Source organism: Streptomyces sp. NPDC003032, from assembly GCF_053591415.1.
Genome location: NZ_JBSFTT010000030.1, coordinates 56,381 through 78,289, shown reverse-complemented (window position 1 = coordinate 78,289; position 21,909 = coordinate 56,381). Strand labels below are relative to the sequence as shown.

General features: G+C 72.2%; 21 protein-coding genes. 15 read left to right on the top strand and 6 right to left on the bottom strand.

What is annotated here, in order from left to right; genetic code table 11:
- Window positions 1-7 precede the first annotated feature (7 nt).
- Window positions 8-2,215: an MMPL family transporter gene (locus tag ACWDZ7_RS32725; protein ID WP_451802045.1), complete on the bottom strand. Its 2,208-nt coding sequence runs from the start codon at window positions 2,213-2,215 to the stop codon at window positions 8-10.
- A gap of 309 nt (window positions 2,216-2,524) precedes the next feature.
- On the opposite strand from ACWDZ7_RS32725, the gene ACWDZ7_RS32720 reads away from it, so the two are divergent.
- Genes ACWDZ7_RS32720 through ACWDZ7_RS32710 form a run of 3 tightly spaced genes read left to right on the top strand, consistent with a single transcriptional unit; the run spans window position 2,525 to window position 4,495 of the window.
- Entirely contained in the window at window positions 2,525-3,466 is a 942-nt protein-coding gene (locus ACWDZ7_RS32720) for a histidine kinase (protein ID WP_451802043.1), read from the top strand.
- Window positions 3,426-3,788 carry a sensor histidine kinase gene (locus ACWDZ7_RS32715; RefSeq protein WP_451802041.1) on the top strand — a complete coding sequence of 121 codons (363 nt, stop codon included), beginning with the start codon at window positions 3,426-3,428 and terminating at the stop codon, window positions 3,786-3,788. Before ACWDZ7_RS32720 ends, ACWDZ7_RS32715 begins: the two co-directional genes overlap by 41 nt.
- Window positions 3,785-4,495 carry a response regulator gene (locus ACWDZ7_RS32710; protein WP_451802040.1) on the top strand — a complete coding sequence of 237 codons (711 nt, stop codon included), beginning with the start codon at window positions 3,785-3,787 and terminating at the stop codon, window positions 4,493-4,495. The genes ACWDZ7_RS32715 and ACWDZ7_RS32710 overlap by 4 nt, the downstream gene beginning before the upstream one ends.
- Before the next feature lie 74 nt (window positions 4,496-4,569).
- Here the strand turns inward: ACWDZ7_RS32710 and ACWDZ7_RS32705 are convergent, their stop codons facing one another.
- Window positions 4,570-5,385, bottom strand: a complete 816-nt coding sequence (locus ACWDZ7_RS32705; RefSeq protein ID WP_451519666.1) for an IclR family transcriptional regulator — start codon at window positions 5,383-5,385, stop codon at window positions 4,570-4,572.
- 388 nt (window positions 5,386-5,773) lie between these two features.
- On the opposite strand from ACWDZ7_RS32705, the gene allB reads away from it, so the two are divergent.
- Both allB and alc read left to right on the top strand, forming a co-directional pair.
- Window positions 5,774-7,102 carry an allantoinase AllB gene (gene allB, locus ACWDZ7_RS32700; protein ID WP_451802077.1) on the top strand — a complete coding sequence of 443 codons (1,329 nt, stop codon included), beginning with the start codon at window positions 5,774-5,776 and terminating at the stop codon, window positions 7,100-7,102.
- A 4-nt stretch (window positions 7,103-7,106) separates the two neighbouring features.
- Window positions 7,107-8,240: an allantoicase gene (alc, locus tag ACWDZ7_RS32695; RefSeq protein WP_451802038.1), complete on the top strand. Its 1,134-nt coding sequence runs from the start codon at window positions 7,107-7,109 to the stop codon at window positions 8,238-8,240.
- Between the two features lie 78 nt (window positions 8,241-8,318).
- On the opposite strand, the gene ACWDZ7_RS32690 is transcribed toward alc, so the two are convergent.
- Window positions 8,319-9,059, bottom strand: a complete 741-nt coding sequence (locus tag ACWDZ7_RS32690) for an SDR family oxidoreductase (RefSeq protein ID WP_451802036.1) — start codon at window positions 9,057-9,059, stop codon at window positions 8,319-8,321.
- 141 nt (window positions 9,060-9,200) lie between these two features.
- On the bottom strand, window positions 9,201-9,422 hold the full coding sequence (locus ACWDZ7_RS32685; RefSeq protein ID WP_451802034.1) for a hypothetical protein: 222 nt from the start codon (window positions 9,420-9,422) through the stop codon (window positions 9,201-9,203).
- A 169-nt stretch (window positions 9,423-9,591) separates the two neighbouring features.
- Between ACWDZ7_RS32685 and ACWDZ7_RS32680 the strand changes: the two genes are divergently transcribed.
- The 3 genes from ACWDZ7_RS32680 to ACWDZ7_RS32670 all read left to right on the top strand — a co-directional run bounded on the left by ACWDZ7_RS32680 (window position 9,592) and on the right by ACWDZ7_RS32670 (window position 12,787).
- Window positions 9,592-10,827: a sensor histidine kinase gene (locus ACWDZ7_RS32680; RefSeq protein WP_451802032.1), complete on the top strand. Its 1,236-nt coding sequence runs from the start codon at window positions 9,592-9,594 to the stop codon at window positions 10,825-10,827.
- On the top strand, window positions 10,824-11,501 hold the full coding sequence (locus tag ACWDZ7_RS32675; protein WP_451802031.1) for a response regulator: 678 nt from the start codon (window positions 10,824-10,826) through the stop codon (window positions 11,499-11,501). Before ACWDZ7_RS32680 ends, ACWDZ7_RS32675 begins: the two co-directional genes overlap by 4 nt.
- Before the next feature lie 137 nt (window positions 11,502-11,638).
- Window positions 11,639-12,787 (top strand): hypothetical protein, encoded by a 1,149-nt coding sequence (locus tag ACWDZ7_RS32670; RefSeq protein WP_451802029.1) that lies wholly within the window; start codon window positions 11,639-11,641, stop codon window positions 12,785-12,787.
- Between the two features lie 32 nt (window positions 12,788-12,819).
- On the opposite strand, the gene ACWDZ7_RS32665 is transcribed toward ACWDZ7_RS32670, so the two are convergent.
- Window positions 12,820-13,824: a Gfo/Idh/MocA family protein gene (locus tag ACWDZ7_RS32665; protein WP_451802027.1), complete on the bottom strand. Its 1,005-nt coding sequence runs from the start codon at window positions 13,822-13,824 to the stop codon at window positions 12,820-12,822.
- A 188-nt stretch (window positions 13,825-14,012) separates the two neighbouring features.
- Between ACWDZ7_RS32665 and ACWDZ7_RS32660 the strand changes: the two genes are divergently transcribed.
- From ACWDZ7_RS32660 to ACWDZ7_RS32630, 7 genes are all read left to right on the top strand, one after another.
- Entirely contained in the window at window positions 14,013-14,750 is a 738-nt protein-coding gene (locus ACWDZ7_RS32660) for a GntR family transcriptional regulator (RefSeq protein WP_451802076.1), read from the top strand.
- A gap of 127 nt (window positions 14,751-14,877) precedes the next feature.
- Complete coding sequence (locus tag ACWDZ7_RS32655) at window positions 14,878-15,894, top strand: sugar ABC transporter substrate-binding protein (protein ID WP_451802026.1); 1,017 nt, start codon at window positions 14,878-14,880, stop codon at window positions 15,892-15,894.
- 95 nt (window positions 15,895-15,989) lie between these two features.
- A complete protein-coding gene (locus ACWDZ7_RS32650) occupies window positions 15,990-17,003 on the top strand; it encodes a sugar ABC transporter substrate-binding protein (RefSeq protein ID WP_451802025.1) in 1,014 nt (337 codons plus the stop codon).
- A complete protein-coding gene (locus ACWDZ7_RS32645) occupies window positions 17,000-18,055 on the top strand; it encodes an ABC transporter permease (RefSeq protein ID WP_451802023.1) in 1,056 nt (351 codons plus the stop codon). The genes ACWDZ7_RS32650 and ACWDZ7_RS32645 overlap by 4 nt, the downstream gene beginning before the upstream one ends.
- A complete protein-coding gene (locus ACWDZ7_RS32640) occupies window positions 18,052-18,882 on the top strand; it encodes an ATP-binding cassette domain-containing protein (RefSeq protein WP_451802021.1) in 831 nt (276 codons plus the stop codon). The genes ACWDZ7_RS32645 and ACWDZ7_RS32640 overlap by 4 nt, the downstream gene beginning before the upstream one ends.
- Before the next feature lie 99 nt (window positions 18,883-18,981).
- A complete protein-coding gene (locus tag ACWDZ7_RS32635; protein ID WP_451519678.1) occupies window positions 18,982-20,139 on the top strand; it encodes an ROK family glucokinase in 1,158 nt (385 codons plus the stop codon).
- Window positions 20,140-20,739, top strand: a complete 600-nt coding sequence (locus ACWDZ7_RS32630) for a sugar kinase (protein ID WP_451802019.1) — start codon at window positions 20,140-20,142, stop codon at window positions 20,737-20,739.
- A gap of 39 nt (window positions 20,740-20,778) precedes the next feature.
- Here the strand turns inward: ACWDZ7_RS32630 and ACWDZ7_RS32625 are convergent, their stop codons facing one another.
- On the bottom strand, window positions 20,779-21,735 hold the full coding sequence (locus ACWDZ7_RS32625; RefSeq protein WP_451802017.1) for an ornithine cyclodeaminase family protein: 957 nt from the start codon (window positions 21,733-21,735) through the stop codon (window positions 20,779-20,781).
- Between the last annotated feature and the right edge of the window lie 174 nt (window positions 21,736-21,909).

Below are 21,909 nucleotides of genomic sequence, written 5' to 3'. Positions count from 1 at the left end.
CAGAGCCTCAGTACGTCCTCATCCTGTCAGGCGCAGGCGCAGGCCCAGGCGCAGACTCCGCTCGGTCGCCCCCGGCGGGCCGAGGCCGGGTCGGCCACCACAGGGAGCGGCCGAGGAGCGCGGCGACGGCGGGGACCAGGACCAGCGAGAGGACGAGTGCGGAGAGCATGATGCCGAGCGCCATCGCGAAGGCGACCTGTTCCTGACCGGGGCTCGTGGCGAGCGTGGCGAAGGAGCCGGCCAGGACCAGCCCGGCCGTCGCGATGGCCGGCGCCGTGTGCTGGACCGCGCGGGCCACCGCGGCCCGCGCCGGGCCCGGTCGCCGCATCTCCTCGCGGATCCGGTCGGCGATCAGGATGTTGTAGTCGGTGCCGAGTGCCACGACGAACAGGAACAGCACCAGCGGGAGGGTGAAGCTGACGCCCGGCTCGCCGAGGCCGTGCTGGAAGAGCAGCGTGGCCGCGCCGAGGGTGGCGGCGAAGCCGAGCCCGACGGAGAGCATCAGGGCCAGCGGCGCGAGCAGGCTGCGCAGGAGCAGCAGCAGGATCAGCGCGATCAGCGCGGCCGCGACCGGGAACACGATCTTCAGGTCGTGGTCGACGGCGGTGGAGATGTCGGCGAAGACCGCCGCCGTCCCGCCCACGTGTGCCGCCGTCCCGGCGGGCGCGTGCCGGGCGACCGCGTTCCGGACCGGTCCCGAGGCCACGTCGCGGGCTCGCTGGGTTTGCGCGTCGGCGGTCAGGTAGAGGTCGATGCGGGCGGCACGGCGGTCCTTGTTCAGGACGGTCTCCGCGACCTTGCCCACGCCCTTGACGCGGATGAGCGCCCGGGAGAGGCCGTCCAGTCGGCCGACGGTGAGCGTGCCGCCGTCCTTGGCGGTGACGAAGACGCTCGTAGGGTCGGAGACACCGGCCGGCAGCGCGCGGGAGATCTCGGCCGCGGTGGCCGCCGCGGGGGTCCGGTCACCGGAGTCCGCCCGGCCGTAGTCCATGCGGATGCCGGTCAGTCCGGCTGCCAGCGCGGCGAGCAGGGCGACGGAGGCGGCCAGCATCGTCAGCGGCCGTCGCGTGACCAGCGCGCCGAGGCGGGCGGCACGGCCTTCGCCGGTCTTGTGGCGCAGGGTCTTGGAGGGCCAGAACATCTTGCGCCCGGCGGCCGCGAGCAGCGCGGGCAGCAGGGTGAGGCTGCCGAGCAGCATCACCAGGACCGCGACGGCGATCGCGGGACCCAGCGAGCGGAACTGCCCGAAGGTCGCCACGCCCAGCGTGGCGAACGCGGCCACGATGGTCAGCGCCGCCGAGGTGATCGCGGTGCCCACCCGGCCGGAGACCTGCTCGGCCGCCTCACGGGCGGGCTGCCCGGGCCGGTCGCGCAACTGCTCGCGGAAGCGGAAGAGCAGGAACAGCAGGTAGTCGATGCCGATGCCGAGCAGGACCACGTTGATCAGGTCCGGGGTGCCCGCGTCGAGCTTGCGCCCGGTGAGCAGCGCGGCGCCCGCGACGGCGCCCGCCGCCGTGCCGCCGATGACGGCGACCGCGAGCAGCGGCAGCAGGGCCGCCAGCACACTGCGGAACACCAGCACGTTGAGCAGCACGATGAACCCCATGACGAGGGCGCCCCCGACCTTCGAGGCGGTCTCGTGGGCATCGGTGGTGTCGACGGTGTCGGCGAGGCTCCCGGTGAAACCGGTGCGCATCCCCGCCTCGGAGAACTGCGTCCGGGCGGAGTCCCGGAAGGTCCGGTAGACGTCCTGGACGCCCTTGTCCGAGGGGTTCCCGGTCAGCTGTACGGAGAGCAGTTCGAAACTTCGGTCGGGCGCCGTCACCCCCGGGGCGATCCGAGGCGTCTGGGAGCGGTCCGGAACCATGAAGTCCGGGCGGTCGTCCTCCCTGGGCATGACCACCCGGCGCTCGGCCAGCTTCCTCGCCTCGCCCGCGATCCGCTTACGGTCGGCGGCGTCGAGGGTCTCGCCGTCGGAGCGGGCGACCAGCACCGTCACCGTGGTGGCGTCGGGGTCGTCGCCGAACTGCTCCTGGGCGATGTGCAGCGCGGCGGCCGAGTCGTAGCCGCGGGGCAGGAAGTCCCCGGTCCGGTGCTGCGTGACACGGGCGGTCAGTACGGGCGTCAGGGCGCTCAGCACGACACCCAGCACCACCCAGAGAGCGATGACCTTCCACGGGTTTCCGGTGGAGTATCCGGTCAGGGCGCGGATCAAAATGTCCTCCGGCGGACGGACTTGAGTCGGACGTCTGCCGGGGGCTCCCGGCATGTCCCCAGACCATCACCGGCAGGTGCCACCGGGCGTCGTGGCAGCGGATGATCCGGACCGGGGCCCTGGGTCCCGTCGCGGCCCGTGACCAGGACCCTGGTCCTGGTCCTGGTCCTGGTCCTGGTCACGACGCGGGTCCGCGACCGGGACGGTCGCCAGGGCCCGCTGCCGCCGGTGCTGCCACGACGGGCGCTGTGCAACCCTGTCCGGTGGGCCGTGAGGCCGGACGCAGGGGGCACAGGGGGAACAACGGATATGTCCAGGAGCCGATACGCCGGGGACGGCGATGCCCGGGAGCCGCTGCGCACCGACGGCGCCGAGCCGCCGTGGTCCCGTAACGACGCACTCGTGACCGGCGGGGCCTGTGCGCTGAACCTGCTCAGCTACGTGTTCTTCAACGATCCGGACGGCCGGCACGTCGTGAGCGTGCCCGGCTTCCTCCTCGTCGCGCTGGCGGCCATGCCGCTGCTCGCCCGGCGAGAGCACCCGGTGGCGGCGCTCGCCGCCGTACTGGCACTCGACGCGACGGCCGCCCTGACCGTGCCGCTGCCCCGGCACTTCGGCGCCGTCCTGGTGGTCGCCCTGTACTCGGTCGCCAGGGCCTGCCCGGGCCGGGTGACGGCGGCCGCGGCGTTCGCGACGGTGTCGCTGACGCTGCTGAGCCAGAGCGGCGGCCGGATCCCGCCCTGGCAGGACGCCCTCGCCTCGCCCCTCACCACCCTGATCGTCGTCGGCACCGCACTGGCGGTCAACCGCTGGCAGCGCGAGGTGGCGGCCAACCGCGAACTCCTCGCCGACCGCGCGGTGGCCGACGAACGCCGCCGCATCGCACGGGAGTTGCACGACATCGTGGCCCACCACATCACCACCATGCAGCTGATGGCCGGCGGAGCCCGCGCCAACCTCGCGCAGCCGGAGGTGGTCCGGGACGCCCTGGTCACCCCTGGAGTCCTCCGGGCGGCTCGCCCTGCGCGAGATGCGCCAGCTCCTCGACGTGCTGCGGGCCGGCGACGAACCGGAGGCCGCGCCGTCGCTGCCCCAGCCCGGCGTCGAGGATCTCGGCCGCCTGGTGGCCGAGTCACGCCTCGCCGGACTGCCGACGGAGTTCGTCGTCCGCGGACCGCGGCGCCCACTGCCGCCGACCGTCGGCCTCACGGTGTTCAGGATCGCCCAGGAGGCGCTCACCAACATCCGTAAGTACGCGGGGGCCGCCCGCGCCTCCGTACAGCTGACGTACGGCCAGGAACGGGTCACCATCGAGGTCCGCGACGACGGCGGGGGCGCGCCGCCGCGGGAGGGGACGTCGGCCGCGGGCTCGGGCGGTTACGGCCTCATCGGCATGCGCGAGCGCGTCGCCCTGCACGGCGGCACCCTCACGGTCGGCCCGCGGGCCGACGGAGGATTCACCGTGCTGGCCGACCTGCCACTGCCCCCGGATGAGGCGGACAAGACGAACGAGGCGGACAAGACGTACGAGACGGACGAGGTGGCCGGCGAGCACGAGGGGGCGCGCCGATGACCGGGAACGGGCCGACGCCGCCGAGAATCAGGGTGCTCATCGTGGACGACCAGCCGCTGGTGCGGCGCGGCCTGTCGCTGATCCTCTCGCCCGACCCGTCCTTCGAGGTGGTGGGAGAGGCCGAGGACGGCGCGCGGGCCGTGACCCTGGCCGGCCGACTGCGCCCGGACGTCGTGGTGATGGACATCCGGATGCCCGTCCTCGACGGGGTCGGCGCGACCGCGGAACTCGCCGCCACCGTGCCCGGCTGCCGGGTCCTCGCGCTCAGCACCTTCGACCTCGACGAGTACGTCGTGGGCGCCCTGCGTGCCGGGGCCTATGGATTCCTGCCCAAGGACAGCTCCCCGGAGGATCTGAGCGCGGCGATCCGCACCGTCCACGCCGGCGAGGCCGCGGTCGCGCCGCGGCTGCTCACCCGGCTGATCTCCACGTTCGTACGGGCGCCCCGCGACGCGCGGCCGGCGCCCGCCACCCGCCTCGGCGAACTCACTCCCCGGGAGGTGGAGGTGTGGCGTCTGATGGCCACCGGCCTCGACAACACCGAGATCTCCCGCGCCCTGGACATCAGCCTGTCCACGGTCAAGAACTACATCACCAGCATCTTCGACAAGCTGCCCGCCCGTGACCGGGCCCAGGCGGTCATAGCGGCGTACGAATCGGGCCTGGTCAAACCCCGCGACCCAACAACAGACGCCGACACCGACTGACGAAGGCCCCTACGCCCACCCCTCAAACGCGGGGCAAACGGGCGGGTGGGTGGGAAAAAAATCCGACCCAGGGCTCAGGAGCCAGCCCCCGCGTTGGTCAGTGCCGAAGACAGCTCCACAGCCACCTGCTGCAACACCGGCACGATCTTCTCCGTGGCCGCCTCGGTGACCCGACCCGCCGGGCCGGAGATGGAAATGGCCGCCGCCGTGGGTGAGTTGGGCACCGGCACGGCGAGGCACCGCACGCCGATCTCCTGCTCGTTGTCGTCGACGGCGTACCCCGCGCGGCGGACCTCGTCGAGCGCGTCGAGGAACCCGTCCGGCGTGGTGATCGTCTTCTCCGTGGCCGCCGGCATCCCGGTGCGCGCGAGCAGCGCCCGGACCTCCTCCGGCGGCGTGTACGCGAGCAGCGCCTTGCCGACGCCCGTGGAGTGCGGCAGGACCCGCCGGCCGACCTCGGTGAACATCCGCATGGAGTGCTTGGACGGCACCTGTGCGACGTACACGATCTCGTCGCCGTCGAGCAGCGCCATGTTGGCCGTCTCGCCGGTCTCCTCGACGAGGCGGGCGAGGTAGGGCCGGGCCCAGGTGCCGAGCAGACGCGAGGCCGATTCGCCGAGGCGGATCAGGCGCGGGCCCAGCGAGTAGCGGCGGTTGGCCTGCTGGCGTACGTAGCCGCAGGCGACCAGCGTGCGCATGAGGCGGTGGATCGTCGGGAGGGGAAGGCCGCTGCTGGCGGAGAGTTCGCTGAGACCGACCTCGCCCCCCGCGTCCGCCATCCGTTCGAGCAGATCGAAGGCGCGCTCGAGTGACTGCACGCCGCCGCTCGCGGCGGGGGGCTTCGAGACGGCGACTTCAGCAGGGGCGTCGTTGGCGCTTGACGTCGGCACGGCGCGTTCCTTTCGGTGCTGGCGGGCAAGGAAGCAGCCTACCGGGCGGTTCTTCCCGGGGGCTCTCGCGCGAGGGGGCGTCATCCCCGGTCAGATGGGTTTTGCCCGGTTCTCCGCAGGGTTGTCCCGTGATCCGTGACGCTGCCGTTGTGGGTAGCTACGTTCTGGCAAGCGGAATTCTAATTCCACGTTGTGGAAACGTCCAGTGGGGAAGTCCGCTCTTGACGCCACGGGGCGGAGCGTGAAAACTCCTTCAACAGAACGTTGAATTCCGTTAAGCGGAAACAAAAGGTCTGTGAAGCGGAACAGAAGAGAGGGGACGCGGGTGTCCGAGAAGGACGTGAACGACGTGGACGGCGTGGACGTGGACGCAGGCGTCGGCGCACATGTGGAGCTGGTGCTGCGCTCCACCCGCGTCGTCACCCCGGAAGGGACCCGCGCCGCCTCGGTCGCCGTCTCCGGCGGGAAGATCGTGACCGTCGGCGCGTACGACGCCGCGGTACCGGACGGCGCACGCCTGGAGGACTTCGGCGACGACGTCCTGCTGCCCGGCCTCGTCGACACGCACGTCCATGTGAACGACCCCGGCCGCACGGAGTGGGAGGGCTTCTGGACCGCCACCCGCGCCGCCGCGGCCGGCGGCATCACCACCCTCGTCGACATGCCCCTCAACTCCCTGCCGCCGACGACCACGGTGGACAACCTGCGGACCAAGCAGGACGTCGCCCGCCCCAAGGCGCACATCGACGTCGGCTTCTGGGGCGGCGCCCTGCCGGACAACGTGGCGGACCTCAAGCCCCTGTACGACGCGGGCGTCTACGGCTTCAAGTGCTTCCTCTCGCCCTCCGGCGTCGACGAGTTCCCCGAGCTGAACCAGGACCAGCTCGCCACCTCCATGGCCGAGATCGCCGGGTTCGGCGGGCTCCTCATCGTGCACGCCGAGGACCCGCACGAGCTGGACGCCGCCCCGCACAAGAGCGGCCCCAAGTACGCCGACTACCTCCAGACGCGGCCCCGTGTCTCCGAGGACACCGCCATCGAGGGCCTCATCGCCGTCGCGAAGCGGATCGGCGCCCGGATCCACGTACTGCACCTGTCGTCGTCGGACGCGCTGCCGCTGATCGCCGCCGCCAAGCGCGAGGGCGTCAAGCTGACGGTGGAGACCTGCCCGCACTATCTGACGCTGACCGCCGAGGAAGTCCCCGACGGGGCGAGCGAGTTCAAGTGCTGCCCGCCCATCCGGGAGGCGGGCAACCAGGACCTGCTGTGGGAAGCGCTGGCCGACGGCACCATCGACTGTGTCGTCACGGACCACTCGCCCTCCACCGCCGACCTGAAGACCGACGACTTCGCGACCGCGTGGGGCGGCATCTCCGGGCTCCAGCTGAGCCTGCCCGCGGTCTGGACCGAGGCCCGCAAGCGGGGACACGGCCTTGAGGACGTGGTGCGCTGGATGTCCACGCGCACCGCGCAGCTGGTCGGACTCGACCAGAAGGGCGCCATCGAGGCCGGCCGCGACGCCGACTTCGCGGTCCTCGCGCCCGACGAGACCTTCACCGTGGATCCCGCGGAGCTCCAGCACCGGAACCGAGTCACGGCGTACGCGGGCAAGACCCTCAGCGGCGTCGTGAAGTCCACCTGGCTGCGCGGCGAACGCATCCTGCACGGCGGCGAGTTCAGCGAACCCGCAGGCCGACTTCTGGAAAGGAACAACTGAAACAGTGACGGCGCAGCACACAACCCCTGTGGCCACTTTCACCGGCGACGCGAGCCCCTACGGCGGCGGCGAGCCCTACGCCGACTACCGCACGGCCGACTTCCCCTTCACCCAGTACGCCAACCTCGCCGACCGGCAGCTCGGGGCCGGTGTGATCGCCGCCAACGACGAGTTCTTCGCGATGCGCGAGAACCTGCTGCTCCCGCACCCCGCCGTGTTCGACCCCGAGCACTTCGGGCACAAGGGCAAGGTCATGGACGGCTGGGAGACCCGCCGCCGGCGCGGTGTGTCGGGCGAGCACCCGTGGCCCACCGAGGACGACCACGACTGGGCGCTCGTACGCCTCGGCGCCCCCGGCGTCATCCGCGGCATCGTCATCGACACCGCCCACTTCCGCGGCAACTACCCCCAGGCCGTGTCCGTCGAGGGCACCAGCGTCGAGGGTTCGCCGACGCCGGAGGAGCTCTGCGGCGACGACGTGAAGTGGACGACGCTCGTCCCGCGTACGCCCGTCGGCGGGCACGCCGCCAACGGCTTCGCCGTCGACGTCGAGCAGCGCTTCACGCACCTGCGCGTCAACCAGCACCCGGACGGCGGCATCGCCCGCCTCCGCGTGTACGGCGAGGTCGCCGCCGACCCCAAGTGGCTCGCCGCGCTCGGCACGTTCGACGTCGTCGCCCTGGAGAACGGCGGCCAGGTCGAGGACGCCTCCGACCGCTTCTACTCCCCGGCCACCAACACCATCCAGCCGGGCCGCTCCCGCAAGATGGACGACGGCTGGGAGACCCGCCGCCGCCGCGACAACGGCAACGACTGGATCCGCTACCAGCTCGTCCAGCGGTCCGAGATCCGCGCCGTCGAGATCGACACCGCCTACCTCAAGGGCAACTCGGCGGGCTGGGCCTCCCTCTCCGTACGCGACGGGGGAGAGGACGGCGAGTGGGTCGAGGCGCTGCCCCGCACCCGGCTGCAGCCCGACACCAACCACCGCTTCGTCCTTGACGCCCCGGTCGTCGGCACGCATGTGCGCGTCGACATCTTCCCGGACGGCGGCATCTCCCGCCTGCGCCTGTTCGGTTCGCTGACCGAGGACGGCGCGGCCAAGCTGGCGGCCCGCCACCAGGAGCTGGGCGGCTGACCGGCCCCCGCTCCCGCTGAACGCGGGGCGCACCGGGTGGACAGCCCCGGTGCGCCCCGCACCCATGTCCCGGGCACGTCAGGCGGCGTGGCCGCCGTCGACCGACAGCTCGGTACCGGTGACGTACGCGGCGTCGTCCCCGGCGAGATAGCCGACCAGGGACGCCACCTCGTCGGCGGAGCCGAAGCGGCCGAGCGCCGTCATGGCGCTCTGCCCGTCGGCGAAGGGGCCGCCCGCCGGGTTCATGTCCGTGTCGATCGGACCCGGCTGGACCAGGTTCGCCGTGATCCGGCGCCCGCCCAACTCCCTCGCCAGCGCCTTGTTGAGGCCGATCAGCGCCGCCTTGCTCGTCGCGTAGAGCGTGCCGCCGGGGCCCGGCACCCGCTGCGCCATGCAGCTGCCGATGGTGATGATCCGGCCGCCGTCGCGGAGCCGTCCGGCCGCCGCCTGGGAGGCCAGGAAGACCCCTCGTACGTTGACCGCCAGAACCCGGTCGACATCGGCGAGCGTCAAGTCGCCGATGGGGCCGAGGACTCCGATGCCCGCGTTGTTCACCAGGATGTCCAGGCCGCCCAGGTCGTCGGCCGCGCGCTCCACCGCGCCCGCGGCGTCCCCCGGGTCGGCCGCGTCCGCCCGGACGGCGATGCCGCGCCGCCCCATGGACTCGATCTTCGCGACGACCTCGTGGGCCGCCGCCTCACTGTGGACGTAGGTGATCGCCACGTCCGCGCCCTCCTGGGCCAGGCGCAGCGCGATCGCCGCGCCCATGCCGCGGCTGCCGCCGGTGACCAGGGCCGTCCTGCCGGTGAGAGTAGACATGTCCGTACCTCTTCCGCGTCTTTATCGGGATATCCGCATATCCGCCGCTCTGGGCGGTAAGTGCTTGCGGGTTCAATGAAAGACGTTCGCGAGGGCGGGGGCTGGCGGTAAACGGACGCGGTCGTCAAGGACGTACGGCAGTCACCGACCGCGACCGCTGACCGCTCCGCGGCTCTCCGCGGCGGCGAACAGCGCGATCGCCAGCACGATCATCGCGATGCTCGCGTAGAGCCCGTAGTCGTCGAGGAGGCCGAAGCGCCGCAGCAGGCCCCAGCCGTGCCGCTCGTCGGTGACTTCGTGGACCACGCCACCGGCGCCCTGGATCAGCAGGATGACACCGAGAAATTCCAGTAGCCGTTTCATGGGGGAGATCCTCGCCCCGCGCCCTCTGCGCGCACATCCGCCGCGGGACGAGGATGTGCTCGGCGGGCAGGTCCGAAAGTCGAGGGCCCGCGCGACTTTCGTAGACGATCAGGTGCGCGGGCCGTCCAGGGCCGTCCCGGGCCGCCACCGGTGCGTAGATTTGTCGACCATGAGCGGTACTGAGGACACACGGCCGTGGGCGTTGCCCTCCGCCATCGCGCGGGAGTTCGACCCGGGGTTCGACCCGGGCCGGGCGGGGCGCAGGCCGCGGCGGACCGTGCGCGACTGGTTCGCCGACTTCACCTGCTTCGCCGCGGCCGTCCTCATCGGGATGACCGGCGCCGACGCGATCAGCGCCAACCCGCACATCTCCCAGGGCCTCGCGGAGTTCGACCAGGTCCTCGGGGCCCTCGCCTGCGCCGCCGTCTGGCTGCGCAGACGCTGGCCGGTCGGCTTCGCCGTCGCGATGGTGCCGGTCGGCATGGCCTCGGACACGGCGGGCGGCGCGGCGGCCGTCGCCATCTTCACCCTCGCCGTGCACCGTCCCTTCCGCTACGTCGCGTGGATCGGCGGGGCCTCGATCGCGGTGATCCCCTTCGCGTACTGGATGCGGCCCGATGCCGACATGCCGTACGCGGTCTCCATCGCCTTCGGGGTGCTGATCACCGTGGCGGTCATCGGCTGGGGCATGTTCGTGCGCTCCCGCCGCGAGCTCCTGCTCAGCCTGCGCGACCGCGCCGTCCGCGCCGAGAACGAGGCCGCGCTCCGCGCCGAACAGGCCCAGCGGCTCGCCCGCGAGGCCATCGCCCGCGAGATGCACGACGTGCTCGCGCACCGCCTCACCCTGCTCAGCGTCCACGCGGGTGCCCTGGAGTTCCGCCCCGACGCGCCCCGCGCGGAGATCGTCCGCGCCGCGGGCGTCATCCGGGAGAGCGCCCACGAGGCCCTCCAGGACCTGCGCCAGGTGATCGGCGTCCTGCGCGGCGGCGACGCGGACGCCCCGGGCCGCCCGCAGCCCACGCTCGCCGCCCTGGACGCGCTGGTCGCCGAGTCCCGCGAGGCGGGCATGAAGGTCGTCCTCGACAGCCGCGTCACGGACCCCGAGGCCGTGCCCGCAGCCCTCGGCCGCACCGCGTACCGCATCGCGCAGGAAGCCCTGACCAACGCCCGCAAGCACGCCCCCGGCGCCGAGGTCACCGTCAGCGTCGCGGGCGCGCCCGGCGAGGGCCTGACGATCGCCGTACGCAACCCCGCGCCGCCCGGCGACGTACCGAAGGTGCCCGGCTCCGGGCAGGGCCTGATCGGACTCACCGAACGCGCCCACCTCGCGGGCGGCAGCCTCGCCCACGGACCCGGGCCCGACGGCGGATTCCACCTGGAGGCCTGGCTACCGTGGGCGTCATGAAACCGATCAGGCTGCTGCTCGTCGACGACGACCCGCTGGTGCGCGCCGGGCTCTCCTTCATGCTCGGCGGCGCGGACGACATCGAGATCGTCGGCGAGGCGGGCGACGGCACCGAGGTCGCCCCGCTGGTCGGTGAAGTCCGGCCGCACGTCGTCCTGATGGACATCCGCATGCCCACGATGGACGGCCTCGCCGCCACGGAGGCGCTGCGCAAGCGCCCCGACGCGCCCGAGGTCATCGTCCTCACCACGTTCCACGCCGACGAACAGGTCCTACGGGCCCTGCGGGCGGGCGCGGCCGGGTTCGTCCTGAAGGACACGGCGCCCTCGGAGATCGTCGCGGCGGTCCGCGCGGTCGCCGCGGGTGAGCCCGTCCTCTCCCCGTCGGTGACCCAGCAGCTGATCACCCGAGTGACGGGCGACAACCCCCAACTGGACCGCAGGCGCCGCGCGCTGTCCCGGCTCGACACGCTCGGCGAGCGCGAACGCGAGGTCGCCGTGGCGGTGGGCCGGGGCGGCTCGAACGCGGACATCGCGGCGCAGCTGTTCCTGAGCGTGGCCACGGTGAAGGCGCACGTGTCCCGCATCCTGACGAAGCTGGACCTCAACAACCGTGTGCAGATCGCCCTGTTGGCGCATGACGCGGGGCTGCTGGACGAGGACAGGGAAGGTTGAGCACCCGCGTCCTGCGCGTCCTGCGTGTCCTCCGTGTTTGTCACGTGTGTGGCTAGTCCTCCGCGCCTCGCTGGTTCACGGTGGTTCCTCCTGGCTGAGAACTACCCGAGTGCCCACCCGAGTGGAAGGGACCAGCGGTGAGACGAAGAGGATTTGTGGCGGGGACGATCGGCGCACTCTCAGGGGTCACCCTCGGTTCGGGCCCTGTCCGGGCCGACGCGCCGGCGCCCCGGTCCGGGGCCGGGCGAGGCGCGCAGGAGTGGCGGGCCGTCCCGACGCCCGGCAGCACCCCGGCCGCACAGCTGCGCGGCATCGCCGCGGCCGGGCCGGAACTGGCCTGGGCCGTCGGCGAGGAGAACCTCACCGTGTCGTCGCAGGCGCGGGCACTGGCCATGTTCTGGAACGGCAGCTCCTGGTCGAAGACCGACCTGTCGCGCCTGGACTACACGGGCCGGCTGAGCGACGTCGCGGGCGTCTGCTCCACCGCGGCGTGGAGCGTGGGTCTGCCCGCGGGGAACGCGAGCCCGCTGCTGCGCTGGGACCGAACCACCTGGCGCGAGGCCACGTTCCCGGGCAGGGGCGAGCCGGGCGTCAGGCTGGAAGCGGTGGCGGTCGGCCCCGACCGGCGGGTGTGGATCTGCGGCAGCCGGGGCGGCGCGGTCCGGCTGCTGATGGGGGACGGGCGGCGGTGGCGGTGGCTGGACCCGCTGCCCGTCGCGAGCGCCAACCTGTACCGGGTCGTCGTGCGCACAGCGGACGAGGTCTGGGTGAGCGGTGACCAGGCGTACGGCGGCGGCTGGAGGGGGCTCGTGGCCCGCTGGAACGGGTCCTGGACGGTCCTGCCCCCGATCGCGGGCGGCCGCCTCGGCATCGGCGACCTGCACGCGGCCGCCGCGGACGACGTATGGGCCGTGGGCACCGAGGCCGGTGTCGGGGGACCACCGGGACGTCCCGGCAATCCCGCCCTGGCCCACTGGGACGGCACGGCGTGGACCCGGGCCGAGGCGGGCTTCACCCTCGGATCGCTGTCCGGGATCGCGGGTGACGCGCGGGGCCGCGCCGCCTGGATATCGGGGTGGAATTACCAGGACCAGAGCCGCAGTACGTATCTGCGCCGCGACGGCGACGGCTGGACCGTCGTCCGAGGCCCGGCGGGCCCGGCGACGGCTCCCTACCTCAACGATGTGACGGCCGTTCCCGGCACCGGCGGATTCTGGTCGGCGGGCATGACGAGCCCCGCCGCCCTCCCGTCGACCGAGGCGTATACGGAACGCCTCGACACCTGACGCCACCGGGCGGTCCGCCCTGGCGGGGCGCATCAGCCCGCGGGGATCTCGGACATCCGCACCAACCGCCGCTCCCGCCGCGACAGTTCGCACGCCTCCGCGATCCGCAGCGCGTGCAGCGCCTCACGGCCGTCGCAGGGGTTCTCCCGCTCCCCTCGTACGACCTCGACGAACGCCGCTAGCTCCGCCTCGTACGCGGGGGCGAAGCGCTCCAGGAAGCCGGGCCAGGGCTTGACGGGCGCGGGCGGACCGGCCGGTTCTGTCGAGGTGAGGGGCGTGCGGTCGTCCAGGCCGACCGCCAACTGGTCCCGTTCCCCGGCCAGTTCCATGCGTACGTCGTAGCCCGCGCCGTTGCAGCGGGTCGCCGTCGCCGTGGCGAGCGTGCCGTCGTCGAGGGTGAGGACCGCCGCCGCCGTGCCGACGTCGCCCGCCTCGCGGAACATCGCGGGGCCCGCGTCGGACCCGGTCGCGTACACCTCGGTGACCTCGCGCCCCGTCACCCACCGCAGCACGTCGAAGTCGTGGACCAGGCAGTCGCGGTAGAGCCCGCCGGACAGCGGCAGATACGCGGCCGGGGGCGGCGCCGGGTCCGAGGTCATCGCGCGCACGGTGTGCAGCCGCCCGAGCCGGCCGGCCCGCACGGCATCGCGCGCCGCCGAGTACCCCGCGTCGAAGCGCCGCTGGAAGCCCAGTTGCAGCACCGTGCCCGCGGCCTCCACCTCGGCGAGCGCGGCCAGCGTGCCCGGCAGGCCGAGCGCGATGGGCTTCTCGCAGAAGACCGGGAGCCCGGCCCGCGCCGCCCTGCCGATGAGTTCGGCGTGTGCCGAGGTCGCCGCCGTGACCACCACGGCGTCCACCCCGATGGTGAAGACGTCGTCCACCGAGGGCGCGGGCACCGCCCCCGTCCGCGCCGCGAGGTCGGCGGCCCGCACCGGGTCCGCGTCGGCGACGACGAGCGACGTCACGTCGGGGTGACGACTCAGGGCCGCCGAGTGAAATGTGCCGATACGGCCCGTTCCGATCAGTCCGATGCGCATGGACCCACCCTCGCCATGCCCACCCCACGGTGTCAATCCTTTGTCCGGACAAAGGTACTGGCCGACAACCACGCTGTCCGGACAACAGGACTTCACAACTTCCCGTCATCATCTCCCGGCACTACGCTCGGGCCGTGTCCAAACCAGTCGCCAAACCAGCTCAGGACAAGCGGGTCGACGACCCCGCCCTGACCCTCCGGCTCGGCGTCGACCGCAGCAGCCCGGTCCCGCTCTACTTCCAGCTGGCCCAGCAGCTGGAGGCGGCGATCGAGCGCGGCGCCCTCACCCCCGGCAGCCTCCTCGGCAACGAGATCCAGCTCGCCGGACGGCTCGGCCTCTCCCGGCCCACCGTCCGCCAGGCCATCCAGTCCCTCGTCGACAAGGGCCTGCTCGTGCGGCGCAGGGGCGTCGGTACGCAGGTCGTGCACAGCCAGGTCAAGCGCCCCCTGGAGCTCAGCAGCCTCTACGACGACCTGGAGGCGGCGGGCCAGCGCCCCGGGACCCGCGTCCTGCACAACGCCCTGGAGCCCGCGTCCGCCGAGGTGGCGGCCGCGCTCGGCGTCGCCGAGGGCGACGAGGTGCACCGCGTCGAGCGGCTGCGCCTGGCCCACGGCGAGCCGATGGCGTACCTCACCAACCACCTTCCGGTGGGCCTCCTCGACCTCGACACCGAGCGCCTTGAGGCCACCGGGCTCTACCGCCTCATGCGCGCCACGGGTCTCACCCTGCACAGCGCCCGCCAGTCCGTCGGCGCCCGCGCCGCCACCGCCGACGAGGGGGAGCGCCTCGCCGAACCCGCCGGAGCCCCGCTGCTCACGATGCGGCGCACGACCTTCGACGACACGGGGCGCCCGGTCGAGCTCGGCGCGCACGTGTACCGGGCCTCGCGCTACTCCTTCGAGTTCCAGCTCCTCGTACGGCCGTAGGTCCGCCGCAGGTCCCAAGTCCGCTCACGGTCGTCAGAATGTTCTGACAAAGCCATTGACGCTGCCGCGCGCCCGCCGCTAGAACTCCCCCAGCCGCATTCGGGCGGCCGGGAGAAGAGGTGGTCCCATGCGCACAGCCCGTACAGCACCCCGTACGGCCGCGGCCCTCATCGCGACCGCGGTGATCGCGCTCGCGGGGTGCAGCAGCTCCGGCGGCAAGGACGACGAGGACAAGTCGGGGGACGGCTCGGGCGGCGGCAAGGGCGTCGGCACGCCCCGCCTCAAGATCGCCATGGTCACCCACTCCGGTGAGGGCGACACGTTCTGGGACATCGTCCAGAGCGGCGCCGAGCAGGCAGCGCACAAGGACAACGTCGAGTTCCTCTACGCCAACGACAAAGAGGCCAAGGGCCAGGCCGAACTGGTCCAGTCGTTCGTCGACAAGAAGGTCGACGGGATCGTCGTGACCCTGGCCAAGCCCGAGGCGATGAAGAGCGTGCTCGCCAAGGCGGCGGACGCGGGGATACCGGTCGTCACCATCAACTCCGGGGGCGAGTTCTCGGCGAAGTCCGGCGCGCTCGGCCATATCGGACAGGACGAGTCCGTGGCCGGCGAGGCCGTCGGCGAGGAGCTGAACAGGCGCGGCAAGGAGAAGGCGCTCTGCGTCATCCACGAACAGGGCAACGTCTCCCTCGAACAGCGCTGCGCGGGCGTCAAGAAGACCTTCGAGGGCTCGGTCGAGAACCTGAACGTCGAGGGCACCAACGCGCCCGGCGCCCAGTCGTCCGTCAGCGCGAAGCTCCAGGCCACCAAGGACATCGACGCCGTCGTCACGCTCGGCGCGCCCATCGCCGCCGTCTCGGTGAAGGCCAAGGAGGACGCCGGGGACGCGGCCGGGAAGGCGGAGGTCGTCACGTTCGACCTGAACGCCGAGGTCGTCAAGCGCCTCAAGGTCAAGGAGGTCGGGTTCGCCGTCGACCAGCAGCCCTACCTCCAGGGCTACCAGGCCGTGGACCTGCTCTGGCTCTACAAGTACAACGCCAACGTCCTCGGCGGCGGCAAACCCGTCCTCACCGGCCCCGCGATCGTCACCGCGAAGGACGTGCCGAAGCTGGAGAAGTACACGGCCCGCGGTACCCGATGAACGCATGCGTGATCCGAGTGGTCGATACTTGGGCGGCTGGGGCCGGGGATCCGGACCGGCCGCACCGAGGAGCAGAACAAGAAGGGCACGGCGTCGTGGCAAGGGTTCAGACAGGGGTACGCGCGGTGGGCGCCGTGCTGGTGGCGGTGCTCGGAGCGTCCCTCGTGGGGTGCAGCAGCACGGGCGGCAAGCGCGCCGAGGACGCCCGCAAGGCGGCGACGGCCCAGGGGAAGGCGGCGGTGGACACGCCGCGCTGGACCTTCGGCATGGTGACGCACTCGGGCGACGGCGACACGTTCTGGGACATCGTCCAGAGCGGCGCCGAGCAGGCGGCCGTCAAGGACAACATCAAGTTCCTGTACGCCCATGACGACGAGGCCCAGCAGCAGGCCCAGCTCGTGGACTCCTACATCGACAAGAAGGTCGACGGGATCATCGTCACGCTGGCCAAGCCCGACGCGATGAAGGGCGCCCTGGCCCGCGCCCGGAAGGCCGGCATCCCGGTGATCACGGTGAACTCCGGCTCCGCGGAGTCCAAGGAGTTCGGCGCGCTCACCCACGTAGGCCAGGACGAGACGATCGCGGGCGAGGCTGTCGGCGAGGAGCTCAACAGGCGCGGCAGGAAGAAGGCGCTGTGCATCCTGCACGAGCAGGGCAACGTCGGCCATGAGCAGCGCTGCGACGGCGCCAAGAAGACCTTCGACGGCAAACTGCAGAACCTGTACGTGACCGGCACCAACATGCCCGACGTGCAGTCCTCCATCGAGGCCCGCCTCCAGACCGACAAGTCGATCGACGCGGTCGTCACGCTCGGCGCGCCCTTCGCGGACACCGCCGTGAAGGCGAAGGAGGGCGCGGGCAGCAAGGCGGAGATCGACACGTTCGACCTGAACGAGAAGGTCGCCGCCGGTCTGAAGTCCGGCTCCCTCGGCTTCGCCGTCGACCAGCAGCCCTACCTCCAGGGCTACCAGGCCGTGGACCTGCTCTGGCTGTACAAGTACAACGCCGACGTGCTCGGCGGCGGCAAGCCGGTCCTGACCGGACCCCAGATCGTCACCAAGGACCAGGCCGCCGAACTCGAGGAATACGCGAAGCGAGGGACCCGATGACCGCCACAGCCCCGGCGCCGGCTCCGCGGACCAAGAGCGACGAGCGCCTCCTGAAGACCTCGCCGCTGAAGAAGCTGATGGGCCGCCCCGAGCTGGGCTCGGTCGTCGGCGCCATCGCCGTCTTCGTCTTCTTCGCCGTCGTCGCGGACAGCTTCCTGCAGGCCAACAGCCTCGCCACGGTGCTGTACGCCGGCTCGACCATCGGCATCATGGCGGTGCCCGTCGCGCTCCTGATGATCGGCGGCGAGTTCGACCTGTCGGCGGGCGTCATGGTGACGACCTCCGCGCTGATCTCCTCGATGTTCAGCTACCAGATGACGGCGAACGTCTGGGTCGGCGTGCTCGTCTCCCTCGTCGCCACCCTCGCGTTCGGCGTCTTCAACGGCGTCATGCTCACCCGCACCGACCCGCCGAGCTTCATCATCACGCTCGGTACGTTCCTGATGCTGACCGGCATGAACCTCGGCTTCACCAAGCTGATCAGCGGCACGGTCTCCACCAAGTCGATCGCCGACATGGAGGGCTTCTCCTCCGCGAAGGAGGTCTTCGCCTCGACGATCTCCATCGGCGGCGTCGACTACAAGATCACCATCGTCTGGTGGCTCGCCCTGATCGCGGTCGCCACCTGGGTCCTGCTGCGTACGCGCGTCGGCAACTGGATCTTCGCGGTCGGCGGCGGCGAGGACGCGGCCCGCGCGGTCGGCGTCCCGGTCGCCGCGACCAAGATCGGCCTCTATATGGGCGTCGCCTTCGGCGCCTGGATCTCCGGCCAGCACCTGCTGTTCTCGTACGACACCGTGCAGTCCGGCGAGGGCGTCGGCAACGAACTGATCTACATCGTCGCGGCCGTCATCGGCGGCTGCCTGATCACCGGCGGCTACGGCTCCGCGGTCGGCGCGGCCGTCGGCGCGCTGATCTTCGGCATGGTCAGCAAGGGCATCGTGTTCGCCGAGTGGAACTCCGACTGGTTCAAGTTCTTCCTCGGAGTGATGCTGCTCCTGGCCACCCTGCTCAACCACTGGGTCCGCAAGCGCGCGGAGGCGACGAAGTGACCACGGACACGACCAAGGCGGACGCGGCACCGGCGGCGGGGGAGCGCGACCCGCTCGTCGAACTCGACGACGTCAGCAAGTACTACGGCAACGTCCGCGCCCTCGAAGGCGTGTCCCTCGTGGTCCACGCCGGGGAGATCTCCTGCGTGCTCGGCGACAACGGCGCGGGCAAGTCCACCCTCATCAAGATCATCGCGGGTCTGCACCAGCACGACACGGGCGGCTTCCGCATCGAGGGTGAGGACGCGCGGCTCGGCTCGCCGCGCGAGGCACTGGACCGCGGCATCGCCACGGTCTACCAGGACCTCGCCGTGGTCCCGCTGATGCCGGTCTGGCGGAACTTCTTCCTCGGCTCCGAGCCGACGAAGGGCGTCGGCCCCTTCAAGCGCATGGACGTCGACCTCATGCGCGAGACGACCCGCGCGGAGCTGCTCCGCATGGGCATCGACCTGCGCGACGTGGACCAGCCCATCGGCACGCTGTCGGGCGGCGAACGCCAGTGCGTGGCGATCGCGCGCGCCGTTTACTTCGGCGCGAAGGTCCTCGTCCTTGACGAGCCGACGGCGGCGCTCGGCGTCAAGCAGTCGGGCGTCGTCCTGAAGTACGTCGCCGCGGCGCGGGACGCGGGCCTCGGAGTGGTCTTGATCACCCACAACCCGCACCACGCGTACCTGGTCGGCAACCGCTTCGTCCTCCTCAAGAGGGGCGCGATGTCCGGCAGCTACGCCCGCGACGAGATCACCCTCGACGAACTGACCCGCCAGATGGCGGGCGGCAGCGAACTGGACGACCTCCGCCACGAACTGGAGACGGACCGCACCCCGTAGCGGGGCGCGCCGAGCTGCGGGGCGCGCCGAGCTGCGGGGCACCCGAGCCGCGGGTCCCCGTTGTGCGCGCCCCCGCGAGCGTGAGGCAGAATCGCCGCAATGAGCACCTACCGCGACCTCGCGCACCGCGGCTCCGCCCGAGCCACCGTCCTGCGAACCGTGGGCACGCGGGAGCGCCGGTCCCATCTGACGGCGCCCCGCGTCCCCACCGTCGGCATCGACATCGGGGGCACGAAGGTGATGGCGGGCGTCGTCGACGCCGACGGCAACATCCTGGAGACGCTCCGCACGGAGACCCCGGACAAGTCGAAGAGCCCGCGCGTCGTCGAGGACACCATCGTCGAGCTGGTCCTGGACCTCTCCGACCGCCACGACGTCCACGCGGTCGGCATCGGCGCGGCGGGCTGGGTGGACGCGGAGCGCAACCGCGTCCTGTTCGCCCCGCACCTGTCCTGGCGCAACGAACCGCTCCGCGACCGCATCTCGGGCCGCCTCGCGGTCCCCGTGCTCGTCGACAACGACGCGAACACCGCCGCGTGGGCGGAGTGGCGCTTCGGCGCGGCCCGCGGCGAGGACCACCTGGTCATGATCACGCTGGGCACCGGCATCGGCGGCGCGATCCTGGAGGACGGCCAGGTCAAGCGCGGCAAGTTCGGCGTCGCCGGCGAGTTCGGCCATATGCAGGTCGTCCCCGGCGGCCACCGCTGCCCGTGCGGCAACCGCGGCTGCTGGGAGCAGTACAGCTCGGGCAACGCGCTGGTCCGCGAGGCCCGCGAGCTGGCCGCCGCCGACTCCCCGGTGGCGTACAGCATCATCGAACGCGTCAAGGGCAACGTCCCGGACATCACCGGGCCGCTCATCACGGAGCTGGCCCGCGAGGGCGACGCGATGTGCGTCGAGCTGCTCCAGGACATCGGCCAGTGGCTCGGCGTCGGCATCGCCAACCTCGCCGCCGCCCTCGACCCCTCCTGCTTCGTGATCGGCGGCGGCGTCAGCGCGGCCGACGACCTCCTGATCGGCCCGGCCCGCGACGCGTTCCGCCGCCACCTCACCGGCCGCGGCTACCGCCCCGAGGCCCGCATCGCCCGCGCCCAGCTGGGCCCCGAGGCGGGCATGGTGGGCGCCGCCGACCTGGCCCGCCTGGTCGCCCGCCGCTTCCGCCGCGCCAACCGCCGCCGCGTGGAGCGCTACGAACGCTACGAGCGTTACGTCGAGGCCCGCCGCTCCAACGACCGCACTTCGCAGGGAACCCCGTAGATGACCGTCCCCCGCCAGCCCTCGTCCCCGGAGTTCCCCGGCGCGCCCGAGCCGGGCCGCGACGGAGACAGGACCGAGGACCGCCGCCACATGATCCGCCGCCGCTGGCTGACAGCGACGATCATCGTGCTGCTGATCGGCGTCCCCGCCGGGTACCTCGTGATCTCCGCGAACCAGAGCCGCAACAGCGGCCGCGACAAGGAGGACAAGTACTCCGCGACCGGCCTCACCGAAGGCTGGCCCTCCAGGGTGCAGCGCCGCCTGTACGACGTGCCGGTCCCGCCGTACTCGGCGGAGGTCGCCTACTACGAGACGAACAACTGGCGCACCAGCCGCCTGTACGTCCAGTTCCTCACGAGCAACAAGGGCCTGGACAAGTTCCTCAAGCAGATCGGCACGACGACGAGCGCGCTCAAGCCGAACGACCTCACCATCAGCAAGCGCGACCGGAACGTCGTCGGCTGGGAGTTCACGGGCCGGGGCCCGTGGTCGGGCCTCACCCATGAACGCAAGGACCCGAGGCCGACGCAGGACATCGTGGTGGACCGCGCGAACCCCGAGCACCCGATGGTGTACTTGGTCTCGACGACGACGCCCTGACGACCGCACCGCCCCGCACCCCGCCGCGCGGGACCCGGCTCACCCGGTGGCGACCCACCTTTCGTACACGGCGGCCGCGACCCCCAGGTCCTCCCAGGCCATCCCCGCCGACTTGAACAGCCGCGGCCGTCCCTCACGGGGCTTCACCGCGCCCCGGACGAGGGCCGCCAGCGTGTGCGGCGAGGCCAGGTCGCAGGTGCCTTCGGCGGCCGCGAGGATCAGGTCGCCGCACTCCCGCGCCGCCACCTCGCGGGACTCCGCCACCACCGTGGCACGGCCCACGAGAGAGGCGTCGACCTCGCGGGCGCCGGGTTCGTGGGAGCCGACCGCTGCGACCGTCGCGTGCTCGGGAAGCAGGGCGCTGTCGAAGAGCGGGGTGCGCGCCGTGGTGCAGCAGCAGACCACGTCCGCGTGAGCCACGTCCTCGGGGCCCGCGGCGGCCGTCGTCAGGCCCGCGGCGCGGCAGCGGTCGACGAAGGCGGCCACCCGGTCCGCGTCCCGGCCGACCACGTCGACGTGGAGCAGGGAGGGCCGCACCGCGCGCACCGCCTCCACATGACCCCACGCCTGCGGCCCCGTCCCGAAGACCAGCAGCCGGCGCGCCCGGGGGACCGCCAGGTGCCTGATCGCGACCCCGGACACCGCGGGGGTGCGCAGCGAGGTCAGCGCGATGCCGTCCAGCAGCGCCAGGGGCGCGTGCGTCGCCCCGTCCAGCAGGACGTACAGGCCCTGGACGCGGGGCAGGCCACGGCCGGGGTTGGCCGGTATGACCGTGGCGATCTTGACGCCGGTGTACGAGGCGGTGGCCGACGGCATCAGGAGCAGCTGGCCGCCGGGCACCTCCACGACACCGCGCGCGGGCTCCGCTTCCGGGTCGAGGCCCGACGCGAGGACCGCTTCCAGCGCGTCGATCGCGGCGGACATCGGGACGAGGCGGGCCATGGCCGCGGCGTCGAGGTGGGGTGTGGCGGGGGACGGTGGTCTGCGGTCGCTCATGTGGTTCCTCACGTGGACGGCCTGCCCACTCCGCGCCCGCCCATCCGACCGGCCGCCGCCTGCTGACAGGGTGACACCGCGCGACCAGGCGGGTGACTCCCCGGTCCTGTGTCGTTGCCTGCGGCCGCCCACGGAGTTGAGGTGAGCTGGTTCCAACTCCCTCACACCCTGGAG